The organism is Variovorax sp. P1_G12 (assembly GCF_056405555.1).
In genome coordinates this window covers 297,328-317,544 of record NZ_JBFUBW010000002.1, presented here as the reverse complement: position 1 = coordinate 317,544, position 20,217 = coordinate 297,328, and the positions used below count along the sequence as shown (strand labels likewise).

Here is a 20,217-nt window from a genome sequence, read left to right as displayed (position 1 = left end):
GAGCGGGCCAGCAGGAGGCCTTCAGGGCGGTGCTCATGACAGATTCTCTGGAATCGGGCCCCCGCCATTGGGGATCGGCTTTCCGGAGTCGCGCCACTCCACTGCGGCGTGGAAACCTTTTTTCTCGGCAAACTCCTTGAACCAGCGTCCCTCCGCCGAATGGCGGGTGATGCCGTCGAACAGCGTCGCCAGAGTCTGGGTCGACGTCAGACCCATGTTGTCCAGCGCCTGGTTGATCATGAGCTTTTGCATCGCGAGCTGGTTGGTGGGAACGCCGGCGATGCGGTCGGCCAACTCTTCGACGCGGGCGTCGAGCTGGTCAGCGGGCACCGCTTCGAGCACCAGGCCCCAAGCGGCGGCAGTACGGCCGTCGATCTTGTCGCCTGTCAGCAGCATTCGCTTGGCGCGCTCCACGCCGAGGCGGTAGACCCACATCGCGGTCGTTGGGCATCCCCAGACGCGGGCAGGCATGTAGCCGATCTTGGCATCCTCGGCCATCACCACAAGGTCACAGCTGAGCGCGATGTCGCTGCCGCCGGCGACGGCATAACCGTGAATCTTGCAGATCGAGGGCGTCAATGAACGGAACAGCGTGAAGAAGTCGTCCGTGTTGCGGCGCATGCCACGATAGTCGCGAATCGGATCCCACGAAGGGCCGGTCTGGTTCCATTCGCTGTTGCCGTCTTCGGCGAACTTCTTCAAGTCGTAGCCGGCACAGAATGCGTCGCCGTCGCCGCTCAAAATAATCACATGAACGTCGGGGTCGTTGTCGGCACGTTCGACAGCGGCGCGAATCTCGCCTGGCATGCGGTCATCGATGGCGTTGAGGCGCTCTGGACGTGAGAGCGTGATGTACGCCTTTCGGTCGCGCGACTCATAACGAAGGGTTTGAAAGTCAGTCATCGTCTACTCCTGGGTTGAGGACCGGGGGGAGGATCGGGCCGTCGATCGAGCAGAACGCGCACGGCCCCGATCCAGTCATCAAGCAGGCGACCCTGTCGGGCAGGGTCGTCGCGCAATACGCCGGCCAATGCCAGGCCGCGTAGAAACTCGGTGCTCAGTGCCACGACAGCGCTGTATGCAGGACGGTCCCGCAGCGGCGCGAACAAGTCGCCGACGACCCGATCGAAGTCGCGGCGCGCATCTCGCTCGGCCACGCGAAGCGCTGTGCGCAGTGCGGGATCCGTTCGGGCCACCGCCCACAACTCCAGTTCGGCAAGATAGGCGGGCTGTGCGAAGGCGTCGGCCAGAGCGCGGGTCGCGCGCTCGATCGGTTCGAGATCGTCGGGCAAGCCAGCGAGCGCCCGGCGCACCGCCTCCTCGTTGCGGCGCACCAGTTCTTCGATCGTCGCGGCGAGCATCTCGGCGTGGCTCGGAAAGTGGTGCAGGAGCGCGCCTCGGCTGACGCCGGCGCGCTGCTGAACCGCAACGGTCGTCGTGGCGGCGGTGCCCAACTCGACCAGGGAGGCTACCGCCGCATCAAGAATTCGCAGGCGAGTGGCTTCGCGCTGAACCACGCGGATGGAGGGCTTGGATTTGACAGTCATGATTGACGGTGAGAATACTCACACCGTCAGCCATGACTGTCAAGCGCCGGTGCAGGAGGTCGCGGACGTCTGTGCATGAACTGACAAACGTCAATGCGCGCCTGCGTGATCGACAGATAATTTTTTTCTGCTGACTCTTCCCCCTGCCAGCGTCAGGTGTATCTCACCGCTTCTCGTTCCATCGAGAGCACGATGCCTTGGATCTCGACACAGATGATGGCCTCAGCTCAATTCATGGTGAACGGATGGGTCTCGGCTCCCGACCACCAGTCGTCGCGACGCTTCGGGGTCAAGCGCAGGCGCGCCATGCTGCTGGCGACCGCGATGTTCATCATGGCTTTGGCCCGCGCCGCCCTGGCGCAGCAGGATCCGGCCATCCCCGCCTTCAAGTCCGTCGATTCGATGGAAGCGCGTGTGCAAGGCTGCGTCACCTGCCACGGTCAAAGCGGACAAGGGACCAGCGATCAGTACTTTCCCCGCATCGCGGGCAAGCCTGCGGCCTATCTCTACAACCAATTGGTCGCTTTTCGCGATGGCAAGCGGGTCTATCCGCCGATGAACTACCTGGTCGCCTATCTGCCGGACTCCTATCTGCGGGAGATCGCCGAGCACTTCGCAAAAGAGCGGCCAGCCTTCGAAGCGAAGCAACCGACGACCGCCGCAGAGTCGGTGATCTCGCGCGGCGCGACGATCGCCATCTCGGGCGATGCGAGCAAGCAGATACCACCTTGCATCACCTGCCACGGCCCTGGGCTCACCGGCATGGAGCCGGGCATCCCGGGACTCGTCGGATTGCGCCCCTCTTACATCGTTGCGCAGCTCACGCGCTGGCGCACGGGCAGCCGGCAAGCGGCACAACCCGATTGCATGAAGCGCATCGCAGACCGCCTGTCAGAAGCGGATGTGCACGCGGTGGCGACATGGCTCTCGTCTCGAGATCCGCCGCGCGATGCGTCTCCCGCGTCGTCCAATCTCCAGCGCATGCCTTTGTCGTGCGGCAGCCAGATGTAGGCCTCCATGCAGAGCCGAACACGCAACCTCCTTCTCGCCGTGTTGGCGGTCGTGGTGGTGCTGGTCGCCGGCTTCCTCTATTTCATGCCCGGGTATCTGCCAACGGAGCCCGGCAAGATCGAAGCGAGCCCGACGACACAGACGATCACCAGGGGCGAGTATCTGGCGCGCGCCGGGGATTGCATCGCGTGCCACACCGCACCCGGCGGCAAGCAGTTCGCGGGTGGCCGCGCGATGGCCACACCCTTTGGCAACCTTTTCGTTCCCAATGTCACCCCGGACGATGAAACCGGCATCGGCCGCTGGACCGCCGACGACTTCTACCGAATGATGCATCAGGGCGTCTCGCGCGATGGCTCCCTGATGTACCCGGTGATGCCCTTCGCCTCGTACACCAAGGTGACGCGCGAGGACTCGGACGCCATCTACGCGTTCATGATGTCCGTGCCGCCGGTGAGCCAGAAGAACCGGCCCCATGAGTTGAACTTCCCGTTCAACCAGCGCGACCTGCTGATCGGCTGGAGGGCGCTCTACTTCAAGGAGGGCGAATACCAACCGGACAAGAGCAAGTCCGCGCAATGGAATCGCGGCGCCTATCTGGTGGAGGGCCTTGGCCATTGCGCGATGTGCCACACCGCGATCAACAAGCTCGGCGGCTCGAAGGCGTCGCAGGAGTTCGAAGGCGGGATGATCCCCAACCAGAACTGGTATGCGCCCTCGCTCACCTCGAACCGCGAAGCGGGCCTTGGCAACTGGAGCTTGAAGGAAATCACCGACCTCCTGCAGGCCGGCATTTCGGATCGGGCCACGGTCTACGGTCCGATGGCGGAGGTGGTCTACAACAGCCTGCAGTACCTCTCCGACCTGGATGTCGAGGCGATGGCGGTCTATTTGAAGGAGCTTCCGCAGCGCGACGCTGAACCACCGCCGACGAGCAGCGCGCGGCTGGTGAGCCCGAACGTGATGGAACTCGGCCGCAAGATCTACGCGACGCAGTGCTTCATGTGCCACGGCGAGGAAGGCAAGGGCCACCCGCCCCAGTTTCCGCCGCTCGCCGGCAACCAATCGATCACGATGAGTTCCCCGGTGAACTCGATCCGCATGGTGCTGAACGGCGGCTATGCGCCCGGCACGAAGCGAAACCCGAAGCCGCACGGCATGCCGCCCTTCTCGCATATCCTCAACGACGACGAGGTGGCGGCGGTAGTGACCTATATCCGCGTCGCGTGGGAGAACAGCGGGACGCCGGTGACCGCCGTCGACGTCAGCGGACTGCGCACGCTCGTCCCCGAATAGCAGCAACGAAGGTCCGCGCAATGGCAACCCACAACGATCTTCCGACTGCGGCCGATCGGGCCGACCTGGCGCAAGAGGAGGCGCGTATGGAGGCGCGTATCGATGACATCGTCGCGCGTGGACCGGCGGGCACTTTCGCCGTCGTCGGGCTCGCCACCTTCATCGTGGTCGCCATCGTCTTGCTCTTCTACTTTCTGGTCTACATGCCGCGAGGAGCCATCCAGTGACCTCGATGAACGCCGGCGCGTCGCACGCATCGGAGGCCGTTGCAGCCGGGGCGGAAAGGCGCTGGGCGATCATCGTGATGCTCATCATCGCCCTGCTGCTCGCGATGATGATCTTCACCGGACTGCATTGGGCGTCGATGCCACCGTCCCGCGTGGAGACGGTCGATCCGCGCACGCTGCACGTGTCGGGCGAGTTCGTCGAGAACAACCTGGGCACCACGGTCGATGCGAACGGCAAGGTCATGGTGCGGCTCGTCGCACAGCAGTATTCCTTCGAACCACAGTGCCTGGTCGTTCCGGCCGGTGTGCCGGTCACTTTTCGCGCGACCAGTGCCGATGCCATCCATGGCTTTGTCGTCGACAAGACCAACGCCAACGTGATGCTGATTCCGGGATTCGTCGCGACCTTCACCGCCACCTTCGACGAGGCTGGCGAGCGCCTGATGCCTTGCCACGAATATTGCGGCACGGGCCACGAGGCGATGTGGGGTCGTGTGCACGTGCTGCCGGCCGACGAATTCCTTGCCAAGGCCAAGGGCGCAGAGAGGATGAGCTGTGTTCCTCGCTAAGAAACTCGTTCTGGCGCACTTCTGGATCGCCTTCATCGCCTTCGGCGCGGCGATCCTCCTGGGGGAATGGCAGATGTTCGTGCGCAGCCCGCTGAGCGCCTGGGTGGGCGACCCGGAACACTACTACCGGTCGGTGACCGCGCACGGCACGGTGATGGGATACGTCTTCCCGACGCTGGTGGCCATGGGCTTCGGCTACGCCGTCAGCGAGCTGGCGCTGAAGCAGCCGCTCGTCGGCCTGCGCTGGGCATGGGCCGGCTTCTGGCTGGTGGTCGTCGGCACCGTGATCGCGGCAACGCCGGTCGCGCTGGGCCTTGCTTCGGTGCTCTACACCTTCTACCCGCCGATGATCGGCAGTCCGTTCTACTACCTCGGCGTCGTGCTGGTGGTGGTCGGCTCGTGGATCTGGGTCGCGCTCATGGCGATCAACCTGCGGGCCTGGAAGAAGAAGAACGCCGGCACGGCGGTACCGCTGGCGATGTTCGGAAACGTGGCCGGCGCCTACCTGTGGGCGTGGACATCGGTGGGTGCGGCAGTCGAGATTCTTCTGCTGATCCTGCCCGCTGCGATCGGTCTGACGGATACCATCAATGTCGCACTGGCGCGCGTGTTCTTCTCATGGACACTGCACGCCATCGTGTACTTCTGGCTGATGCCGGCCTACATCGCGTTCTACACGATCGTGCCGCGCGCCATTGGCGGACGGTTGTACAGCGACACGATGGGACGCGTCGCGTTCGTGCTCTTCCTCGTGTTCTCGATGCCCATCGGCATCCATCACCTCTTTGCCGACCCGCAGGTCGGCGCTGGGTTCAAGTTCCTGCATGCGGTGTTCACGGCGATGGTCGCGGTGCCTACTTTCCTGACTGTGTTCACCATCGTGGCGTCAGTTGAGATTGCGGCACGCTTGCGCGGCGGCAAGGGAATTTTCGGATGGGTGAAGGCGTTGCCTTGGGACAATCCGATGATGCTGGCCGTCACCTTCTCCTTCATCATGCTGGGCTTCGGCGGTGCGGGTGGGCTCATCAACATGAGCTTCCAGCTCAACGAGACGATCCACAACACGCAGTGGGTCACGGGGCACTTCCACCTGATCTTCGCGGGCGCCATCGTCATCATGTACTTCGTGGTGGCCTATGACCTGTGGCCGCAAGTCACCGGCTGCAAGCCGCTGCCTGCAGGCCTCTTGAAGACGCAACTTTGGCTGTGGTTTGTCGGAATGATGGTGATGACCATGCCGTGGCACTGGGTCGGCTTGCTCGGGCAGCCACGGCGCATGGCGTACTTCGACTTTTCGAATCCTGCGCTCAGCAATCAGGGGTGGACACTCGTGGCGGGCACCCTCGGCGGCCTGATGCTGGTGCTGTCCGCTCTGCTCTTCATCTACATCTTGGCGCGCGCGGGCAGGAGCGAAGCACCCCCTGCACCCTACACCTTCAGCACGCCGGTCCATATGCCTGCGTCCACGCCAGTGGCATTGAACGGCTTCGCACTTTGGGTCTCGCTGATGATCGCCCTCACGGTCGTGAACTACGGCTTTCCGATCGCGCAGCTGGCGATGCTCGAGAACGCCTCGGTCCCCGTCGTTCCCATTGGGGGCCGATGATGCAGGAAGCCAGAATGTTCGCCTGGAGCAACCGATGGTTTCGGTGGAGCGTGCTGGGCCTCGTGGCGCTCACCGCGGCGACGCTGCTCGTGGGCTTCGTGTGGCTGCCGTCAAGGCACGGTGACTTCACCGCCAAGAGCGTCTGGGACAGCATCTGCCGTGCGGCAGGCGTGCCCCGCGAATGGACGGCCGCGAAGGAATGGCCGAAGCCGGGCGCCGGGACGACCAGCGTCATACTGACCAACGCCATGGGGCGCCCCGGCGAAGGCGATGCGACTGGCCGCGGAGCGACCATCGCCATCCAGCAATGCAGCATGTGCCATGGCGCGCAGGGCATGAGCGATGGGGGTTCGCCCAACCTGGCCGGGCAGTATCCGGAGGTCATCATCAAGCAGTTGCATGACTACAAGCGCGGCAACCGGGCCAGCGCGTTCATGCAGTCCATCGCCAACAAGCTGTCGGAGCGGGACATCCAGGACGTCGCCGCGTACTACGACTCGCTGCCCAAGGCGCGCGCGGCTCCGGTGCATGCCAACGAACCGGGTGCACCGGCGTTGGTGCGCGTGGGTGACCCGCTGCGAAACATCGTGCCTTGCGTTGCGTGCCATGGCGGCATCGACCACAAGCTGGGCGCGCCGTGGTTGGAAGGGATGCCGAAGGAGTATCTGTTGAAGGAGCTCAAAGCCTTCGCGTCGGGCGATCGCCGCAACGACAGCTTCGGCCAGATGCGCAACATGGTGCGGCCCTTGACGGCACAGGAACTCGACGGCGTCGCGGAGTTCTATGCGCGGCGCGAGCCCGCGCGCGAGCGCTGAACGTCATTCCGATCGCTCGGCGCCAGGAGCGGTTTCGGCCGTCCACATCGCACAGATCATCGGGCGCCCCTTTCGCAAGCGTTCAGATCATTCGATGCCACACGTGGTCGCGCTTGACCACCCGGTGCCAGACCGCCACGCCAGCATGGCCCAGGCGCTGTTGGCAGGGGCGATCACTGCCCTCGAAAAGCGCCTTGGTGTTTGCGGATAGCGCCGGGGCCGGCTCAAGCCGGCTCGACGACTACATGGGCTCGACGCGCGCCGCCTTTGCCAGCGCCTGCAGCTTCACGCCGTCTGCGGCGTAGAAGCGTGCGGCGTCGACCAGCGACATCGGGGAGGGCACGGCACCCCCGGCGGCATCGATGGCCTTGCGTACGTCCGAGTTGCCGAGCGCGTCCGTGACGACCTTGTGCAGCTGCACACTGGCGCTTTCGCTCATCGCGGCCGGCACCAGTACGCCGACCCAGATGCTCGGGCGACCGACGGCAGGCGCCGATCTGCTTTCATCGAAGGTCGCGGCGGCGGGGAACCGGGCGAGCCGCTGCGCAGACGTGACGCCCAGCACCTTCATCTTGCCGCCAGCGACCATGCCTCCCAGAAGTGCGTCCACGGGCAGGATCGTGAAGTCGATGATGCCGCCCTGAAGGTCGTTCAACATGGGCAGGCCGCCACGGTAAGGCACATGCGTGGCCTCGATGCCCGTGGTGGACAGCAACATCTCCGTCACGAGGTGGAACAATGAGCCCTGGCCTGTACTGCCGTAGCTCAGGGGCCTGTCGCCACCGCGGCGCGCCAGTGCGACGAGTTCGTCCAGGTTGTTCGCGGGCAAGTCGCTGCGCGCGTACAGCGCCAACGGCGAATCGTTGATCAGGCCCAAGAGCCGGAAGTCCCTGGATTTGTATCGGACGGCGCGCAGGGTGAGCGGTGCGAGTACGGTCTCGGAGGGCGACCCCACGAAGAGCGTGGTGCCGTCGGGCGCGGCCGCCAGCAAGCGGCTGGCGGCGATGGAGCCGCTCGCTCCGGTGACGTTCTCCACCACCGCGACACGCCCGAGCCCCTGGCCCAGCGCCGGAGCGACGGCGCGCGCGAATACATCCGTGATGCCGCCCGCGGGTTGCGCCACGAGGATGGTGAGATTGCCGGCGCGGGTCTGGGCGCGAAGGCGGGGGGCGACTGTGAGCGAAGCGGTGCCCAGGCCCGACAGTGCGAATGCGCGACGCGAGATGTTCATGGTGGAAACCGTGTTCGGGGCATCATCCGGACCGATGCCCCGCAGTCTTCGAACCTGGAGCAAGTTGATACGTATTATGGATGGCGATCAAGCATGAAGAATCGAACGACCGGCAAGTCAGCGCCCGCTGTGGCCAGTCCCCCGGCGGCCTCCGTCGGCAAGGCCAGGGCGCCCACGATGGCCCTGCGACGGCCCACGCAGCGCGACATCGCCGTTGCCACGGGCATGTCGCAAACCGCCGTGTCCCTGGTGCTCAACCACGTGGAGCCGTGCACGGTGTCCGGGGAGGCGCGCGAGCGCATACTGCAGACCGCCGAGCGGCTCGGTTATGTCCCCAACCGCATGGCCCGGAATCTTCAGTCTGCGCGCACGCGCACGCTGGCTTGCATCGTTCCGGACATCACGAACCCGATCTATCCGTCCCTGGTGCGGGGGTTCCAGTCCGCCGCCGACGCGGCGGGATACGACACCATGATCTTCGACACCGACGGCACCCTCGAGCGCGAGCAGCGGGCGCTTCGGTGGCTGTCGCAGGGGCATGTGGACGGCGTGCTGGCGCTGTTCTTCCACATCGACGAAGCCGAGCTGTTGGAGGCCGTGCGCGGGCGCATTGCCGTGGTTCTGGTGGAAAGCGAGGCCAGGCCGGCCCGCGACGACATCGACAAGGTCTATATCGACAACGCGGCGGCGTCGCAGGCCATGACGCAGGTCCTGATCGACAAGGGGCACCGACGCATCGCCATGCTGTCCTGCCCGAAAGGCCCGGGGGCGGAGCGCCAACGCGGCTTTCAGGCCGCCATGCAGGAAGCCGGGCTTGTGGCCTGCAGCATCGTCGCCGATGACTTCACGCAAGCCGCAGGCGCGCGCGCCATGGCCACCGAACTGGCTGGCGACTTCTCATGCAGCGCCGTGTTCGCGGCCAACGACCTCCTGGCCATCGGCGCCATGGCAGCGCTGCGCGCGGCAGGGCGACGTATTCCGGACGACGTCGCGGTGGCCGGCTTCGACGACATTCCCTCCGCGCAATTGCTGCATCCGGCGTTGACCACGGTGCGCCGATCCGAACAGGCCATTGGCCGCTTTGCAGCCGAGTTGCTGATCGCACGATTGGACGGCCCCGATGGGGACAGGCCGGGCCGTGCCTTTGAACTGCCTTTCCAGCTGGTCCTGCGCGATTCAGCCTAGGCCTGTGAGCAGGCCCTGGTCCAGCTCGCGGCCGGTCCGATCCTTGATCCACTTCTCGCGTCGATGAACGGCCCGTCGCTGACGCTGTTCCCGGAGATGTTCCCGCGCAGAAGCGACATGCCGGCGACCGTACGTCTTTGCATTGCATACCTTGGATGTAATAATACGTATTATGTCCCCGACCAAGTCCGCAAACTCCCGCGTCCCGGCCGTGTCTACGGGGCCCGATGACGCTCGGGCGGCTGCACGTATAGTCGTCGCAGATGACAAGGAAATCGCGGATGGCAGCAGGCACGGGGGGCGCCGAACCGGACCCCACGGGCAAGAGGCCGCGGGTGCCGCTTCGCCGGCCGACGCAGCAAGATATCGCGGCGGCCACCGGCCTGTCGCAGACCGCGGTCTCGCTGGTGCTTCGACATGGCGACGTGCCGGCGGTCTCGGCGGATGCCCGCGAGCGCATCATGGAAGCCGCGCAGCGCCTCGGCTATGTGCCGAACCGCATCGCGCAGAATCTGCAGGCGACCCGCTCGCACACGCTCGCGTGCATCGTCCCGGACATCACGAACCCCACCTATCCGGCGATGGTGCGCGGTTTCCAGGCGGTGTCCGAGGCGGCCGGCTACGACGTGATGGTCTTCGACACCGATGGCAATCCGGAGCGCGAGTGCAAGGCGCTGCGCTGGCTGCTGCAGGGCCATGTCGATGGCGTGCTCGCGTCGTTCTTCCATGTGGCCGAAGCGGAGCTGGCCGGCCTGGCCCAGCGCGGCACCGCGCTCGTGCTGATCGGAAGCCCGGTGCGCAAGGCGTCGACGCCGATCGACAAGCTCTATGTCGACAACGCGGGTGCCGCCCGGGCCATGACGCAGGCGCTCATCGCCAAGGAGCACCGGCACATCGCGATGATCTCGCCCGCACTCGGGCCGGGCGAGGAACGGCGCCGGGGCTACCGCAGTGCGATGAAGGATGCGGGGCTGCGTCCGATCGAGATCCCGGCCGACGGCTTCGTGCAGGAGGACGGCGTACGGGCGATGACGGCATTCCTCGCGCAGCGGCCGCGCTGCAGCGCGGTGTTCGCGGCCAACGACCTGCTCGCGATCGGCGCGATGGCGGCGATCCGCGCTGTCGGCCTGCGCATCCCGGAGGATATTGCGGTGGCCGGCTTCGACGACATTCCGGCCGCGACGCTGATGTTTCCGACGCTGACAACGGTGCACCGCTTCGAGCCGGCGGTGGGCCGCATGGCCGCCGAAATGTTGATTGCCCGGCTCGACGAGAACGCGGCCGAGCGCCCGGGCCGCAGCATCGAAATGCCCTACCAGCTGGTGATGCGCGACTCGACCTGACCCTTGTCGGCCGGCCGGCCGCCCTTCCATGAGAAGAAGGGCGATATCGCGATGAAACAAGTCGGGGAGATTCCCCATGACTATGCCGAACGCGTCTACAGCGGCGTGCTCGGCAAGTTGATCGGCGTCTACCTCGGGCGGCCGTTCGAAGGCTGGTCCTATGAAGACATCGCGGCCAAGCTCGGCGACATCCGCTACTACGTCCACGACCGCGAGGGCGTGGCGCTGCGCAACAACCTGCTGGTCGTCACCGACGACGACATTGCCGGCACCTTCGTGTTCGCGCGGGCCCTCGAGGACCACGGCTACACGGCCGAACTGAGCGCGCGGCAGGTCGGCCAGACCTGGCTCAACTACGTCGTCAGGGAGCGCACGGTGCTGTGGTGGGGCGGCCCGGGCAATTCGACCGAGCACACCGCGTTCATGCGCCTGGACTCGGGCGTGCCGGCGCCGGAGAGCGGTTCGATCGCGATGAATGGCAAGGCCGCAGCCGAGCAGATCGGCGCGCAGATCTTCATCGACGGCTGGGCAATGGCCGCCCCTGGCAACCCGGCGCTCGCCGCCAGGCTGGCCGGCCAGGCGGCGCGCGTCAGCCACGACGGCATCGCGGTTCACGCGGCGCAGCTGATCGCGGCCATGGAGGCGCAGGCCTTCGTCGAGCGCGACATGGACCAGCTGATCGACACCGGCCTGGCCGCGATACCGGCCGATTCGACCATCCGCAAGGTGGTCGACGATGTGCGCCGCTGGCACGCGCAAGACGCGGCCAAGGACTGGCGTTCGACGCGCGAGCGCATCGCCGCGCAATACGGCTACGACCGCTTCGAGGGGCTGTGCCATGTCGTGCCCAACCATGCATTGGTCATCCTGTCGCTGCTCTACGGCCAGCACAGCTTCGACGAGGCGCTGTCGATCTCGTGCACCGCCGGCTGGGACACCGACTGCAACGCCGGCAACGTCGGCTGTCTGATGGGCATACGCGGCGGGCTGGCCGGCATCGACAACGGCGCCGACTGGCGCGGCCCGGTCGCCGACCGGATGTACCTGTCCGCCGGCGACGGAGGCGGCGCGATCACCGACGCGGTCCAGGAAAGCTGGCGTCTGATCGATGCCGGTCACCGCCTCGCCGGCGCCAGCGCCCCCGCCCGGCCCAAGGACGGCGCGCGCTTCAGCTTCGCGTTCCCCGGCAGCGTGCAGGGCTTTCACGTCAGCGCCGGCGACCCGAGCCTGGTGCACCCGCTGGCGCTGCGGAACGTCGCGGTCGACGACGGCCGTGCGCTCGAGGTGCGCTACGCCGCGCTGAGCGCGGGCCGCGTGGCGCGCATCAGCACGCCGACCTTCATCCACCCCGAGGTGTTCGGCATGCCGGCCTACGAGCTGGTGGCCTGCCCGACGCTGTACCCGGGCCAGCACCTGCGCGCCAGCGTCTCGGCAGCGACCGACAACACCGCGTCGGTCCGGGTCGCGCTGAGCCTGGGCCACTACGACGCCCACGACCGGGTCGTGACGATCTCCGGCCCGAGCGTGCTGTTGCAGCCCGGCGGACAGGCCGAGCTGCGCTGGACCGTGCCCGACCTGAAGGGGCTGCCGACCTATGACATCGGCCTGGAGCTGCAATCGCCCGTCGCGCGCCTCGACGGCCGCGTGCTGCTGCACGCGCTGGACTGGAAGGGCGCCCCGGAGCTGGTGTTGCGCCGCCCCGACGGCCCGGGCCGGATGTGGTTCAAGGCCTGGGCCGACGCGGCAACGCACTTCACGTGCAGCCCGCGCTGGGAGGCGTTCCGGCTGTCGCAGTCGGACGGCGTCGGGATGGTGGTGCAGGGCACGCGCGACTGGCACGACTACGCCGTCGAGTCGACCGTGACGCCGCATCTGGGCCGCAGCTGGGGCCTGCTCGCACGCGTCCAGGGATTGAGGCGCTGGTATGGGCTGGTGTTCGACCGCGGCGTCGGCACGGGCAGCGCCGGCGGCGATCGTGTCAGCCTGGTGCGGATGCGCAACACGCCGCAGACGCTCGCGAGCGCGCCGTTCGCGTGGCGCGCAGCGCACCCCTGCAAGCTCAGGATCGAGGTGCTCGGCACGACGCTGCGCGCCTGGGTCGACGACAGCCTGCTGTTCACGGTCGGTGATGCCGGCCCCGAGGCGCTGAACACCGGCGGCATCGGCCTCATGTGCGACACCGGCGCGCTGTCGACCGACGAAGTCATCGTCCGGACGCTCCGACCCACCACGACACCGACATGACCACTCGCGCCGATACCGCCTTGCAAGACCTTCCACCCCCGGGCTCGCCCCGTCGCGTGCACCCCACCGTGCGCCTGGACTACGGGCTGCGCGTGCTGGGGCAGGGCTTCTTCGGCGCGGTGGCGCTCTCGGTGCTGCAGCTGCGGGCCATGCCCGTCGGCGCCCTGGTGCTGATCTGCGGCACGGCCTTGCTGTGGCCGCATCTGGCCTATCTGGTGGCGTGCCGCGCGCGCGACAGCAAGGCCGCCGAGCGGCGGAACTTGCTGGTCGACAGCTTCCTCATGGGCGCGTTCACGCTGCTGACCGGCCTCGATCTGTGGATCTGCGTGGTGTCCTTCACCGCCATCAACGCCGCCAACCTGAGCATCGGCGGGCTGCGCCTGGGCTTGATCGGCGCCGGGTGCTTCGCGCTCGGGGTCCTGACCATGGGGCTCTACGCCGGGTTCGCCGTGTTGCCGGTGCCGCTGCTGGCGCACGCGATGACGGCGCTCGCCGTCGTCACCTACACCTCCGCGTTCGGCCTGGCGTCTCATTTCCAGACGCGCCAGGCCATTGGCGCCAAGCGGGAGGTTCACGCGCGCAACCAGGTCATCGAGCAGCAGAAGGCGGATCTCGAGCAGGCGCGGGCGATCGCCGAGCGGGCCCGCGAGCAGGCAGAGGCCGCAAACCGCACCAAGAGCGCCTTCCTGGCGAACATGAGCCACGAGCTGCGCACGCCGCTCAATGCCGTGATCGGCTATACCGAGATGCTGGAGGAAGACTTCGCCGATCGCGGCGAGACCGACACCTCGCTCGCCGACCTGGGCCGTATCAAGGGGGCCGCGCGGCATCTGCTGCAGATGATCAACGATGTGCTCGATCTCTCGAAGATCGAAGCGGACAAGATCGAATTGCATGTCGAGACCTTCGAACTGGCCGAACTGCTGGACCAGGTGGTCTCGACCACTCAGCCCCTGCTTGCGGTCAACCGCAACCGCCTGCAGGTGCATTGCGCGCAGGGGCTGGGCCAGGTGCAGTCGGACTTGACGAAGCTGCGACAGGTGCTGATCAACCTGGTGTCGAACGCGGCCAAGTTCACCAGCGACGGCAGCATCTCGATCAAGACCACCGGCGGCCTCGACGCGGGCGGCCAATCCATCGTGGTGTTCGAGGTCAGCGACACCGGCATCGGCATGACCCCTTCGCAGCTGGGCCGGCTGTTCCAGCCCTTCGTGCAGGCTGACTCCGAGACGACGCGAAAGTACGGCGGCACGGGCCTGGGCTTGGCCATCAGCCGCCGTCTGTGCCGCCTGCTGGGCGGCGACGTGACCGCCGTCAGCACGCCCGGCGAGGGCAGCCAGTTTCGCGCCGCCGTGCTCGCGACCTTGCCCCTCGTCGACCACGCCGCCGCGGATTGACATGACGAAGATCCTGCTGGTCGAGGACAACGAGCTCAACCGGGACGATTTCGACACCAAGCCGATCGAACTCGAGCGATTGCTAGTGAAGATCGAGGGTCTCCTGTGACGGCGCTGCCCGGCATGCCTGCGCCGACGGGATGCGATTGCGATCCCGATTCGCCGCGCACGGCCAACGACGTTGCGGCTGCGCCACGACGCCTGTACGGCGGCGTGCGCGTGAACTACCCGGTGCGCATCGGCGCCCACCTGGCCGCCGGCCTGTTGCTCGGCTCGGTGTTCACGACGCAGCCGCCGATCGCGCTGTGGGGAGCGGTGGTGGTGATGCTGACATGGCCGCATCTCGCCTACCGGCTGAGCTGCCGAGCCGTCGACAGCCGGCGCAGCGAGATGCGCGCCTTGCTGGTCGACTCGTTCCTGATGGGAGCCTACGGCGGACTCTCGGGCTTCAACCCGTGGATCATCGTCGCCCTGGGGGGCGCCATGTATGCATCGAATTTCGGTTCAGGCGGGGCGCGCCATGCGTTGCGCGGCCTGATGGCCATGGCGATCGGCATCCTGACGGGCGCTGCCGCCACCGGCTTCGAAGTCCGTCCGGACACCTCGTTGCTGACCATCTCGTTGTCGGCCGTGGCCGCGGCCCTCTACCTGTCGCTCTTCGGCCATGCGATTCACGCCGAATCGCTGCGCACCGCCAGGACGCGCGCGGCATTGGAAGAGCGCAATCGCGAGATCGAAGCCCAGGCCTTGCATCTCGAAAAAGCGCGACAGGAGGCGGAGTCGGCCAACAAGGCCAAGAGCGCCTTCATGGCGAACATGAGCCATGAGCTGCGAACGCCGCTCAACGCCGTGATCGGCTACGCCGAGCTGCTCGAAGAAGAACTGGCCGACAGCACGCCGCCCGCGGCCCGCGACGACCTGGGCCGCATCAAGCATGCGGCGAAGGATCTGCTGTCGATGATCAACGCCGTGCTCGACCTGACCCGGCTCGACGCCAGCCAGGTCCAGCTCAACCTCGAGGACTGCGACCTGCGCGGCCTGCTGTCGTCCGTCGAGGCCGCCGCGCAGCCGATGCTGATGGCGAACGGGAATCGCATGCGGGTCGACGTCCAGCCGGACCTGGCGCTGGTCCATGTGGATGCGCTGCGCCTGCGGCAAGTGCTGGTCGCGCTGGTGTCGAACGCGGCCAAGTTCACGGCCCACGGGAACGTACAGCTGCGCGCTTCCACGCGCGAGCGACCACCCGGCGTGCTGGAAGTGCGCTTCGATGTCGAAGACACCGGCATCGGCCTGAGCCCGGCGGAGATCGGCAAGCTCTTTCAGCCATTCCTGCAGGCCGACGAGGGCACGACGCGTGCCTTCGGTGGCAGCGGCCTGGGCTTGGCGATCAGCCGCCGCGTGTGTCGCCTGATGGGCGGAGACATCGAGGTCACCAGTACGCCCGGCGCGGGCTCCTGCTTCACCGTCCGGCTGCCTCAGCCGGTCCCTTCGCAACGGCCTGAGTCGATACCAGAAGACGCGCCCAAGCCACCGCCGCCGGATGCAGCCTCGGAGCGCAGCGCATGACGGAACCGCGCACCGCGCCCGCTGGCGCGATCGAACGCATCGCGTGCGGCGCCGAGCTCGCCAACCTGCCGGCTCTGCTGGCCCTGGTTGCCGCCATGTGCAGTCGCGAGCGGATCGACGACCCGACGCGCCATGACCTTCAGCTCATCGTCGAGGAGGCCTGCGTCAACGTCATGCACCACGCCTATCCGGCAGGCCAGGGTGGTCCGCTGACGCTGGCGGTCCGTATCGTGAATGAGGGCGGTCCACGCCGCATCGAGTTGACGCTGGAAGACCGGGGCAGGCCGTTCGACCCGCTGTCGGTAGCGCCCGTGGACGCTACCGCCGCGGCCGAGGCGCGCGAACTCGGCGGCTTGGGCGTGCACCTGATCCGACAACTCTCCGACCGCCAGCACTACCAACGCCACCCGCTCCGAGGCAACGTCCTCACCATCGAAAAAGACCTGGTGCCGCCCGCATCACACTGACCCTGGAGAAAGCACATGCAGATCGCCATCACACAACACGACACCATATTCGTCCTGGCCATCACAGGCAGCGTCGACAGCTTCAACGCCGACGAATTGACCCAGCTCTTTGCGGAGTCGATTTCCCGGGGCAACGTCCGTCTGGTGGCCGATTTCTCGCTGGTGAACTACACCAGCAGCGCCGGCCTGAGATCCCTGCTTGGCACCGTCAAGAGCTGTCGCCTCGCCGGCGGCGACCTGCGTGTGGCTGCGGTGCAGCCTCAGGTCCAGCGGGTGCTCGAGATCTCCGGCTTCACCAGCATTCTCAACATCTTCCCCGACGTGCGCCACGCGGTGGAGAGCTTCGCGGAGGCCGCATGAAACGCGCGCCGGTTCAGGGGCCTGCGGTCACGCTGGTGATCGGCTCGGGCAGCGTCAAGTGCGCGGCCGCCATCGGTGTGGTCAAGGCGCTCACCGACGCGGGCATAGGCATCGAACGCGTGGTCGGCTGCAGCGGCGGCGCCTTGTTCGCGGCCGGGGTGGCCCTCGGTTTCGACGCCGCCAGGATGACGGACATCACCCTGCGTACCTGGACCCGCAAGATGACTTCCAAGCGCAGCAACATGGGCGTTCTGCGCCTGCTGGCCCCCAAGCTCTTCGGTTTTCGGCCGGACAGTTTCGGCTTGCGCGACGATGGCCCGATGCTCTCGGCCTTTCGCGACGTGTTCGGGCAACGGCGCATCGAGGACACGCCGATTCCGCTCCACATCACGGCCACCGACTTCCAGAACGGCGAACTGGTCGACATCACCCGTGGCGACCTGGTCGATGCGATTCGCGCCAGCGTTTCGCTGCCCCTGGCGTTCCGGCCCGTGAAGCTGGACGGCCGGCTTCTGATCGACGGCTACCTGGCCGACCCGCTGCCGATCAGCGTGGCGATGAAGAACGGCAGCCGCGTGATCGTCGCGGTGGGCTTCGAGAGCCCGTACCAGGAGAACATCCGCAGTGCCGGGCGCTTTGCGGCCCAGCTCAGCGCGATCCTCGCGAACAATCTGCTCAAGTCACGCCTGGCCTTCCAGAGCGCGGCGCACCACTCGGAACTGATCCTGATCCTGCCGCAGTTCAAGCAACGCGTGCGCCTGTTCGACACCGACAAGGTGCCCCACATCATCGAAGAGGGCGAGCAAGCCGCCTTGCAGCAAATGCCCTACCTTCACGCGCTGCTCGATGCCCATCGCGAACGCCTCGAAGCTGTCGCAGCCTGAGGGCGCGGCTGACATCAAGAGGGCCCCTGGCATGCTTTCCAAGCTGACGCCGACGGAGCACGTGGAACGCCCGATGCGCATCCTGGTGGTCGACGACCTCGAGCTCAATCGCGACCTCCTGGCACGCCGCGTCCAACGCCTGGGCCACGAGGCGGGCATCGCCGTCAACGGACGCGATGCACTCGACAAGCTGCGTCAGCAGGACTGGGACCTGGTGCTGCTGGACATCACCATGCCCGAGTTGGACGGCTACGAAACCCTGCGACGCATCCGGGCCGACCCCCTGACGGCGCAGTTGCCCGTGGTGATGGTCTCGGCCATCGACGAGAGCGAGAGCGTCGTGCGTTGCCTCGAGCTGGGGGCCGACGACTACCTGCCCAAGCCCTTCAACCCCGTGGTGCTGCAGGCGCGCGTCGAATCGTCGCTGGCCAAGAAGCGCCTGCAGGATCAAAAGAGCCAGCTGCTGCAGGCGCTCTCACGCGAATTGGAGATCGGCCAGCGGATCCAGCAGGGCTTCCTGCCCGCGGAGCTGCCGAGCCTGGCGGGATGGTCGCTGGGCGCCAGCTGTACGCCGGCCCGACAGGTCGGCGGCGACTTCTACGATGCCTATTCGCTGCCCGGAGGCGCGCTCGCTCTCGTGGTCGCCGACGTGTGCGACAAGGGCGTGGGTGCGGCGCTCTACATGGCGCTGTTCCGCACGCTGCTGCGCGCGATGGCCTGCCAGGCGACGCTCGAGGAATCTCCTCCCGCGACGCTCGTGCGCAGCGTGGCGTTCGCCAATGACTACATCGCCACCGTGCACGGGCACGAGAACATGTTCGCCACCTTGTTCTTCGCACTGCTGGAGCCCGACAGCGGGCGCATGCACTACCTCAATGCCGGCCATGAAGCGCCGTTCGTGCAGCAAGCCGAAGGCGGCACCATCACGCGGCTCGACATCACAGGGCCGGCGGTGGGGCTGCTGGCCGGCAAACGCTGCACGGTTCAGACCTTCACGATGCAGCCTGGCGCCAGGCTGCTCCTGTACACCGATGGGGCCTCCGAGGCGCGGGGGGTGTCGGGGCCCTTTGGCGAAGAGGCACTGGGGCACGCGCTTGCCCGCCAAGCCGGCTCTGCGCAGGAAACGGTCGACAGCGTGCGCACGCAACTGGCGGAGCATGTGGGCGCGTTCGAGGCGCATGACGACGTGACGCTGTTCTGTCTGGCGCGTGGAACCGCGGGGTCATGAACAGGACGCCGGAGGCCGCCTGCATGTTCAAGACGGAAACGGTACGGGCGCCGCCCGCTGCGCTTCGTCACACGCTAAACGCATCACAGGTTGATCCTGCTGATCTTGGCTCCTTGCAGCGAGACGCCGGCCTCGAGCCCCACGTTGGTCAGCACGAATCCGACCACGGGCTGTTGAAACGTGTTGGTGTCGATGTTGCCGGTGGCGCCAAGGGTCGCGAGCGCGACGGTGGCGTCGGCGCCCGCGGTCCAGCCGCTGCTGCTGCGAAACTTGTCCAGCGAATCCCTCGTGTTGAAGACGTAGATGACCGCCTTGGATTGCGCGCCCGCCTGGAACCCGAGCGAGCCCAGGGTGGTGCTGTAGTACGACTCGGTACGGCCGGCCACGCGCAGCGCGCCGCGACCGTATTCGGCCCCCACGCCGAAACTCGCCCCGACCACGGCGGGAAACACGAGCACGCCGTTGGCCTTCGCCACCATCTCGCGCGAGCCCGGCACGCTGGCATACAACTTGGACAGTGCGGCATCCACCTGGGCCTCCATGGAGGCGCGCGACGACGCGGTGCTCGACGTGTCTCCAGGCCGTGTCGTCGTGCAGCCGACGAACGCGACACTCGCCAAGACGACCGAGGCGACGCTCAGGACTGATCGATGAATGGGACGCATGATCGACTCCTTTCCACACGACATCACTGGGCGAATTCAGGCCTCGGCCCGGGCAATCAGGATGGTTCCAGTGTCGAGCTTGCAGGAACGCGCCTGTCCTATTGCCCTTTTCGCCTGCGGGGCGAATCCCGTTCCCGAGGCAACGGAAACAGCCAACTCATCGGTCGCAACAGGGCACGCCACTGTTCGATGAACTGTGCATGGGCCTGCATGGCCATTCGCTCGAACGCGCTGCCGTCGAGATCGCCGTCGAACCGTTCCGAGACGAGATGTCCGTCAGTCAAACGGGTCGTCCGGGCGCTGATGCGGGTCCGGCCGGCGGAGCTTGTTACCTTTGTGACAGACCAGGTGAAGCTTCCGAAGGTCGCGGGGCGGGGGGGCTCGACGACTTCCCACTCGCCAGGCTGCGCCGCCCCGGGAAGCGCAGCATCGCTCTTGACTGCGATGGATCGCTTGTTCATGAGAAAGCCCCTCAATGAATGTCAGAGATGGTATCCAATGCGGGCCGCTTTTGCATGATGGCCGCGCGTGGCCCCGATCCGGCATTCTGGAACTCCCGTTTCGGGCGGTCATCCC

Annotated in this window: 20 protein-coding genes; 15 read left to right on the top strand and 5 right to left on the bottom strand. The window is 66.7% G+C overall.

Features of this window, described 5'->3' with window-relative positions:
• Positions 1 to 33: 33 nt before the first annotated feature.
• Both AC1D2O_RS03655 and AC1D2O_RS03650 read right to left on the bottom strand, forming a co-directional pair.
• On the bottom strand, positions 34 to 903 hold the full coding sequence (locus tag AC1D2O_RS03655) for a crotonase/enoyl-CoA hydratase family protein (protein WP_478088398.1): 870 nt from the start codon (positions 901 to 903) through the stop codon (positions 34 to 36).
• Entirely contained in the window at positions 900 to 1,547 is a 648-nt protein-coding gene (locus AC1D2O_RS03650; RefSeq protein ID WP_478088400.1) for a TetR/AcrR family transcriptional regulator, read from the bottom strand. The genes AC1D2O_RS03655 and AC1D2O_RS03650 overlap by 4 nt, the downstream gene beginning before the upstream one ends.
• 306 nt (positions 1,548 to 1,853) lie before the next feature.
• Between AC1D2O_RS03650 and AC1D2O_RS03645 the strand changes: the two genes are divergently transcribed.
• The 6 genes from AC1D2O_RS03645 to AC1D2O_RS03620 all read left to right on the top strand — a co-directional run bounded on the left by AC1D2O_RS03645 (position 1,854) and on the right by AC1D2O_RS03620 (position 7,071).
• Positions 1,854 to 2,558 (top strand): c-type cytochrome, encoded by a 705-nt coding sequence (locus tag AC1D2O_RS03645; RefSeq protein WP_478088423.1) that lies wholly within the window; start codon positions 1,854 to 1,856, stop codon positions 2,556 to 2,558.
• 84 nt (positions 2,559 to 2,642) lie between these two features.
• Positions 2,643 to 3,854 (top strand): c-type cytochrome, encoded by a 1,212-nt coding sequence (locus AC1D2O_RS03640; RefSeq protein ID WP_478088424.1) that lies wholly within the window; start codon positions 2,643 to 2,645, stop codon positions 3,852 to 3,854.
• Between the two features lie 20 nt (positions 3,855 to 3,874).
• Entirely contained in the window at positions 3,875 to 4,081 is a 207-nt protein-coding gene (locus AC1D2O_RS03635; protein ID WP_478088402.1) for a hypothetical protein, read from the top strand.
• 5 nt (positions 4,082 to 4,086) lie between these two features.
• On the top strand, positions 4,087 to 4,650 hold the full coding sequence (locus AC1D2O_RS03630) for a cupredoxin domain-containing protein (protein WP_478088426.1): 564 nt from the start codon (positions 4,087 to 4,089) through the stop codon (positions 4,648 to 4,650).
• Positions 4,637 to 6,256 carry a cbb3-type cytochrome c oxidase subunit I gene (locus AC1D2O_RS03625; RefSeq protein ID WP_478156195.1) on the top strand — a complete coding sequence of 540 codons (1,620 nt, stop codon included), beginning with the start codon at positions 4,637 to 4,639 and terminating at the stop codon, positions 6,254 to 6,256. The genes AC1D2O_RS03630 and AC1D2O_RS03625 overlap by 14 nt, the downstream gene beginning before the upstream one ends.
• Before the next feature lie 14 nt (positions 6,257 to 6,270).
• On the top strand, positions 6,271 to 7,071 hold the full coding sequence (locus AC1D2O_RS03620) for a c-type cytochrome (protein ID WP_478088406.1): 801 nt from the start codon (positions 6,271 to 6,273) through the stop codon (positions 7,069 to 7,071).
• 241 nt (positions 7,072 to 7,312) lie between these two features.
• Here the strand turns inward: AC1D2O_RS03620 and AC1D2O_RS03615 are convergent, their stop codons facing one another.
• Positions 7,313 to 8,302, bottom strand: a complete 990-nt coding sequence (locus AC1D2O_RS03615; protein WP_478088408.1) for a tripartite tricarboxylate transporter substrate binding protein — start codon at positions 8,300 to 8,302, stop codon at positions 7,313 to 7,315.
• 93 nt (positions 8,303 to 8,395) lie between these two features.
• Here AC1D2O_RS03615 and AC1D2O_RS03610 point away from each other — a divergent pair, with 93 nt between their 5' ends.
• The 9 genes from AC1D2O_RS03610 to AC1D2O_RS03570 all read left to right on the top strand — a co-directional run bounded on the left by AC1D2O_RS03610 (position 8,396) and on the right by AC1D2O_RS03570 (position 18,976).
• On the top strand, positions 8,396 to 9,487 hold the full coding sequence (locus AC1D2O_RS03610; protein ID WP_478156193.1) for a LacI family DNA-binding transcriptional regulator: 1,092 nt from the start codon (positions 8,396 to 8,398) through the stop codon (positions 9,485 to 9,487).
• Between the two features lie 281 nt (positions 9,488 to 9,768).
• Positions 9,769 to 10,830, top strand: coding sequence for a LacI family DNA-binding transcriptional regulator (locus AC1D2O_RS03605; RefSeq protein WP_478156191.1), 1,062 nt, complete (start codon positions 9,769 to 9,771; stop codon positions 10,828 to 10,830).
• A 51-nt stretch (positions 10,831 to 10,881) separates the two neighbouring features.
• Entirely contained in the window at positions 10,882 to 13,074 is a 2,193-nt protein-coding gene (locus tag AC1D2O_RS03600; RefSeq protein ID WP_478088414.1) for an ADP-ribosylglycohydrolase family protein, read from the top strand.
• Positions 13,071 to 14,471, top strand: a complete 1,401-nt coding sequence (locus AC1D2O_RS03595) for an ATP-binding protein (RefSeq protein WP_478088415.1) — start codon at positions 13,071 to 13,073, stop codon at positions 14,469 to 14,471. Before AC1D2O_RS03600 ends, AC1D2O_RS03595 begins: the two co-directional genes overlap by 4 nt.
• Before the next feature lie 105 nt (positions 14,472 to 14,576).
• Positions 14,577 to 16,037 (top strand): ATP-binding protein, encoded by a 1,461-nt coding sequence (locus tag AC1D2O_RS03590; protein ID WP_478088416.1) that lies wholly within the window; start codon positions 14,577 to 14,579, stop codon positions 16,035 to 16,037.
• Positions 16,034 to 16,504, top strand: a complete 471-nt coding sequence (locus AC1D2O_RS03585) for an ATP-binding protein (protein ID WP_478088417.1) — start codon at positions 16,034 to 16,036, stop codon at positions 16,502 to 16,504. Before AC1D2O_RS03590 ends, AC1D2O_RS03585 begins: the two co-directional genes overlap by 4 nt.
• Before the next feature lie 15 nt (positions 16,505 to 16,519).
• Positions 16,520 to 16,864, top strand: a complete 345-nt coding sequence (locus AC1D2O_RS03580) for an STAS domain-containing protein (protein ID WP_478088419.1) — start codon at positions 16,520 to 16,522, stop codon at positions 16,862 to 16,864.
• A complete protein-coding gene (locus AC1D2O_RS03575) occupies positions 16,861 to 17,748 on the top strand; it encodes a patatin-like phospholipase family protein (protein ID WP_478088420.1) in 888 nt (295 codons plus the stop codon). The genes AC1D2O_RS03580 and AC1D2O_RS03575 overlap by 4 nt, the downstream gene beginning before the upstream one ends.
• 31 nt (positions 17,749 to 17,779) lie before the next feature.
• Positions 17,780 to 18,976, top strand: coding sequence for a PP2C family protein-serine/threonine phosphatase (locus AC1D2O_RS03570; protein ID WP_478088421.1), 1,197 nt, complete (start codon positions 17,780 to 17,782; stop codon positions 18,974 to 18,976).
• A gap of 83 nt (positions 18,977 to 19,059) precedes the next feature.
• On the opposite strand, the gene AC1D2O_RS03565 is transcribed toward AC1D2O_RS03570, so the two are convergent.
• Together AC1D2O_RS03565 and AC1D2O_RS03560 are read right to left on the bottom strand one after the other, a co-directional pair.
• Positions 19,060 to 19,641 carry a BPSL1445 family SYLF domain-containing lipoprotein gene (locus tag AC1D2O_RS03565; protein ID WP_478156190.1) on the bottom strand — a complete coding sequence of 194 codons (582 nt, stop codon included), beginning with the start codon at positions 19,639 to 19,641 and terminating at the stop codon, positions 19,060 to 19,062.
• A 98-nt stretch (positions 19,642 to 19,739) separates the two neighbouring features.
• On the bottom strand, positions 19,740 to 20,102 hold the full coding sequence (locus AC1D2O_RS03560; protein ID WP_478091747.1) for a hypothetical protein: 363 nt from the start codon (positions 20,100 to 20,102) through the stop codon (positions 19,740 to 19,742).
• Positions 20,103 to 20,217: the final 115 nt, after the last annotated feature.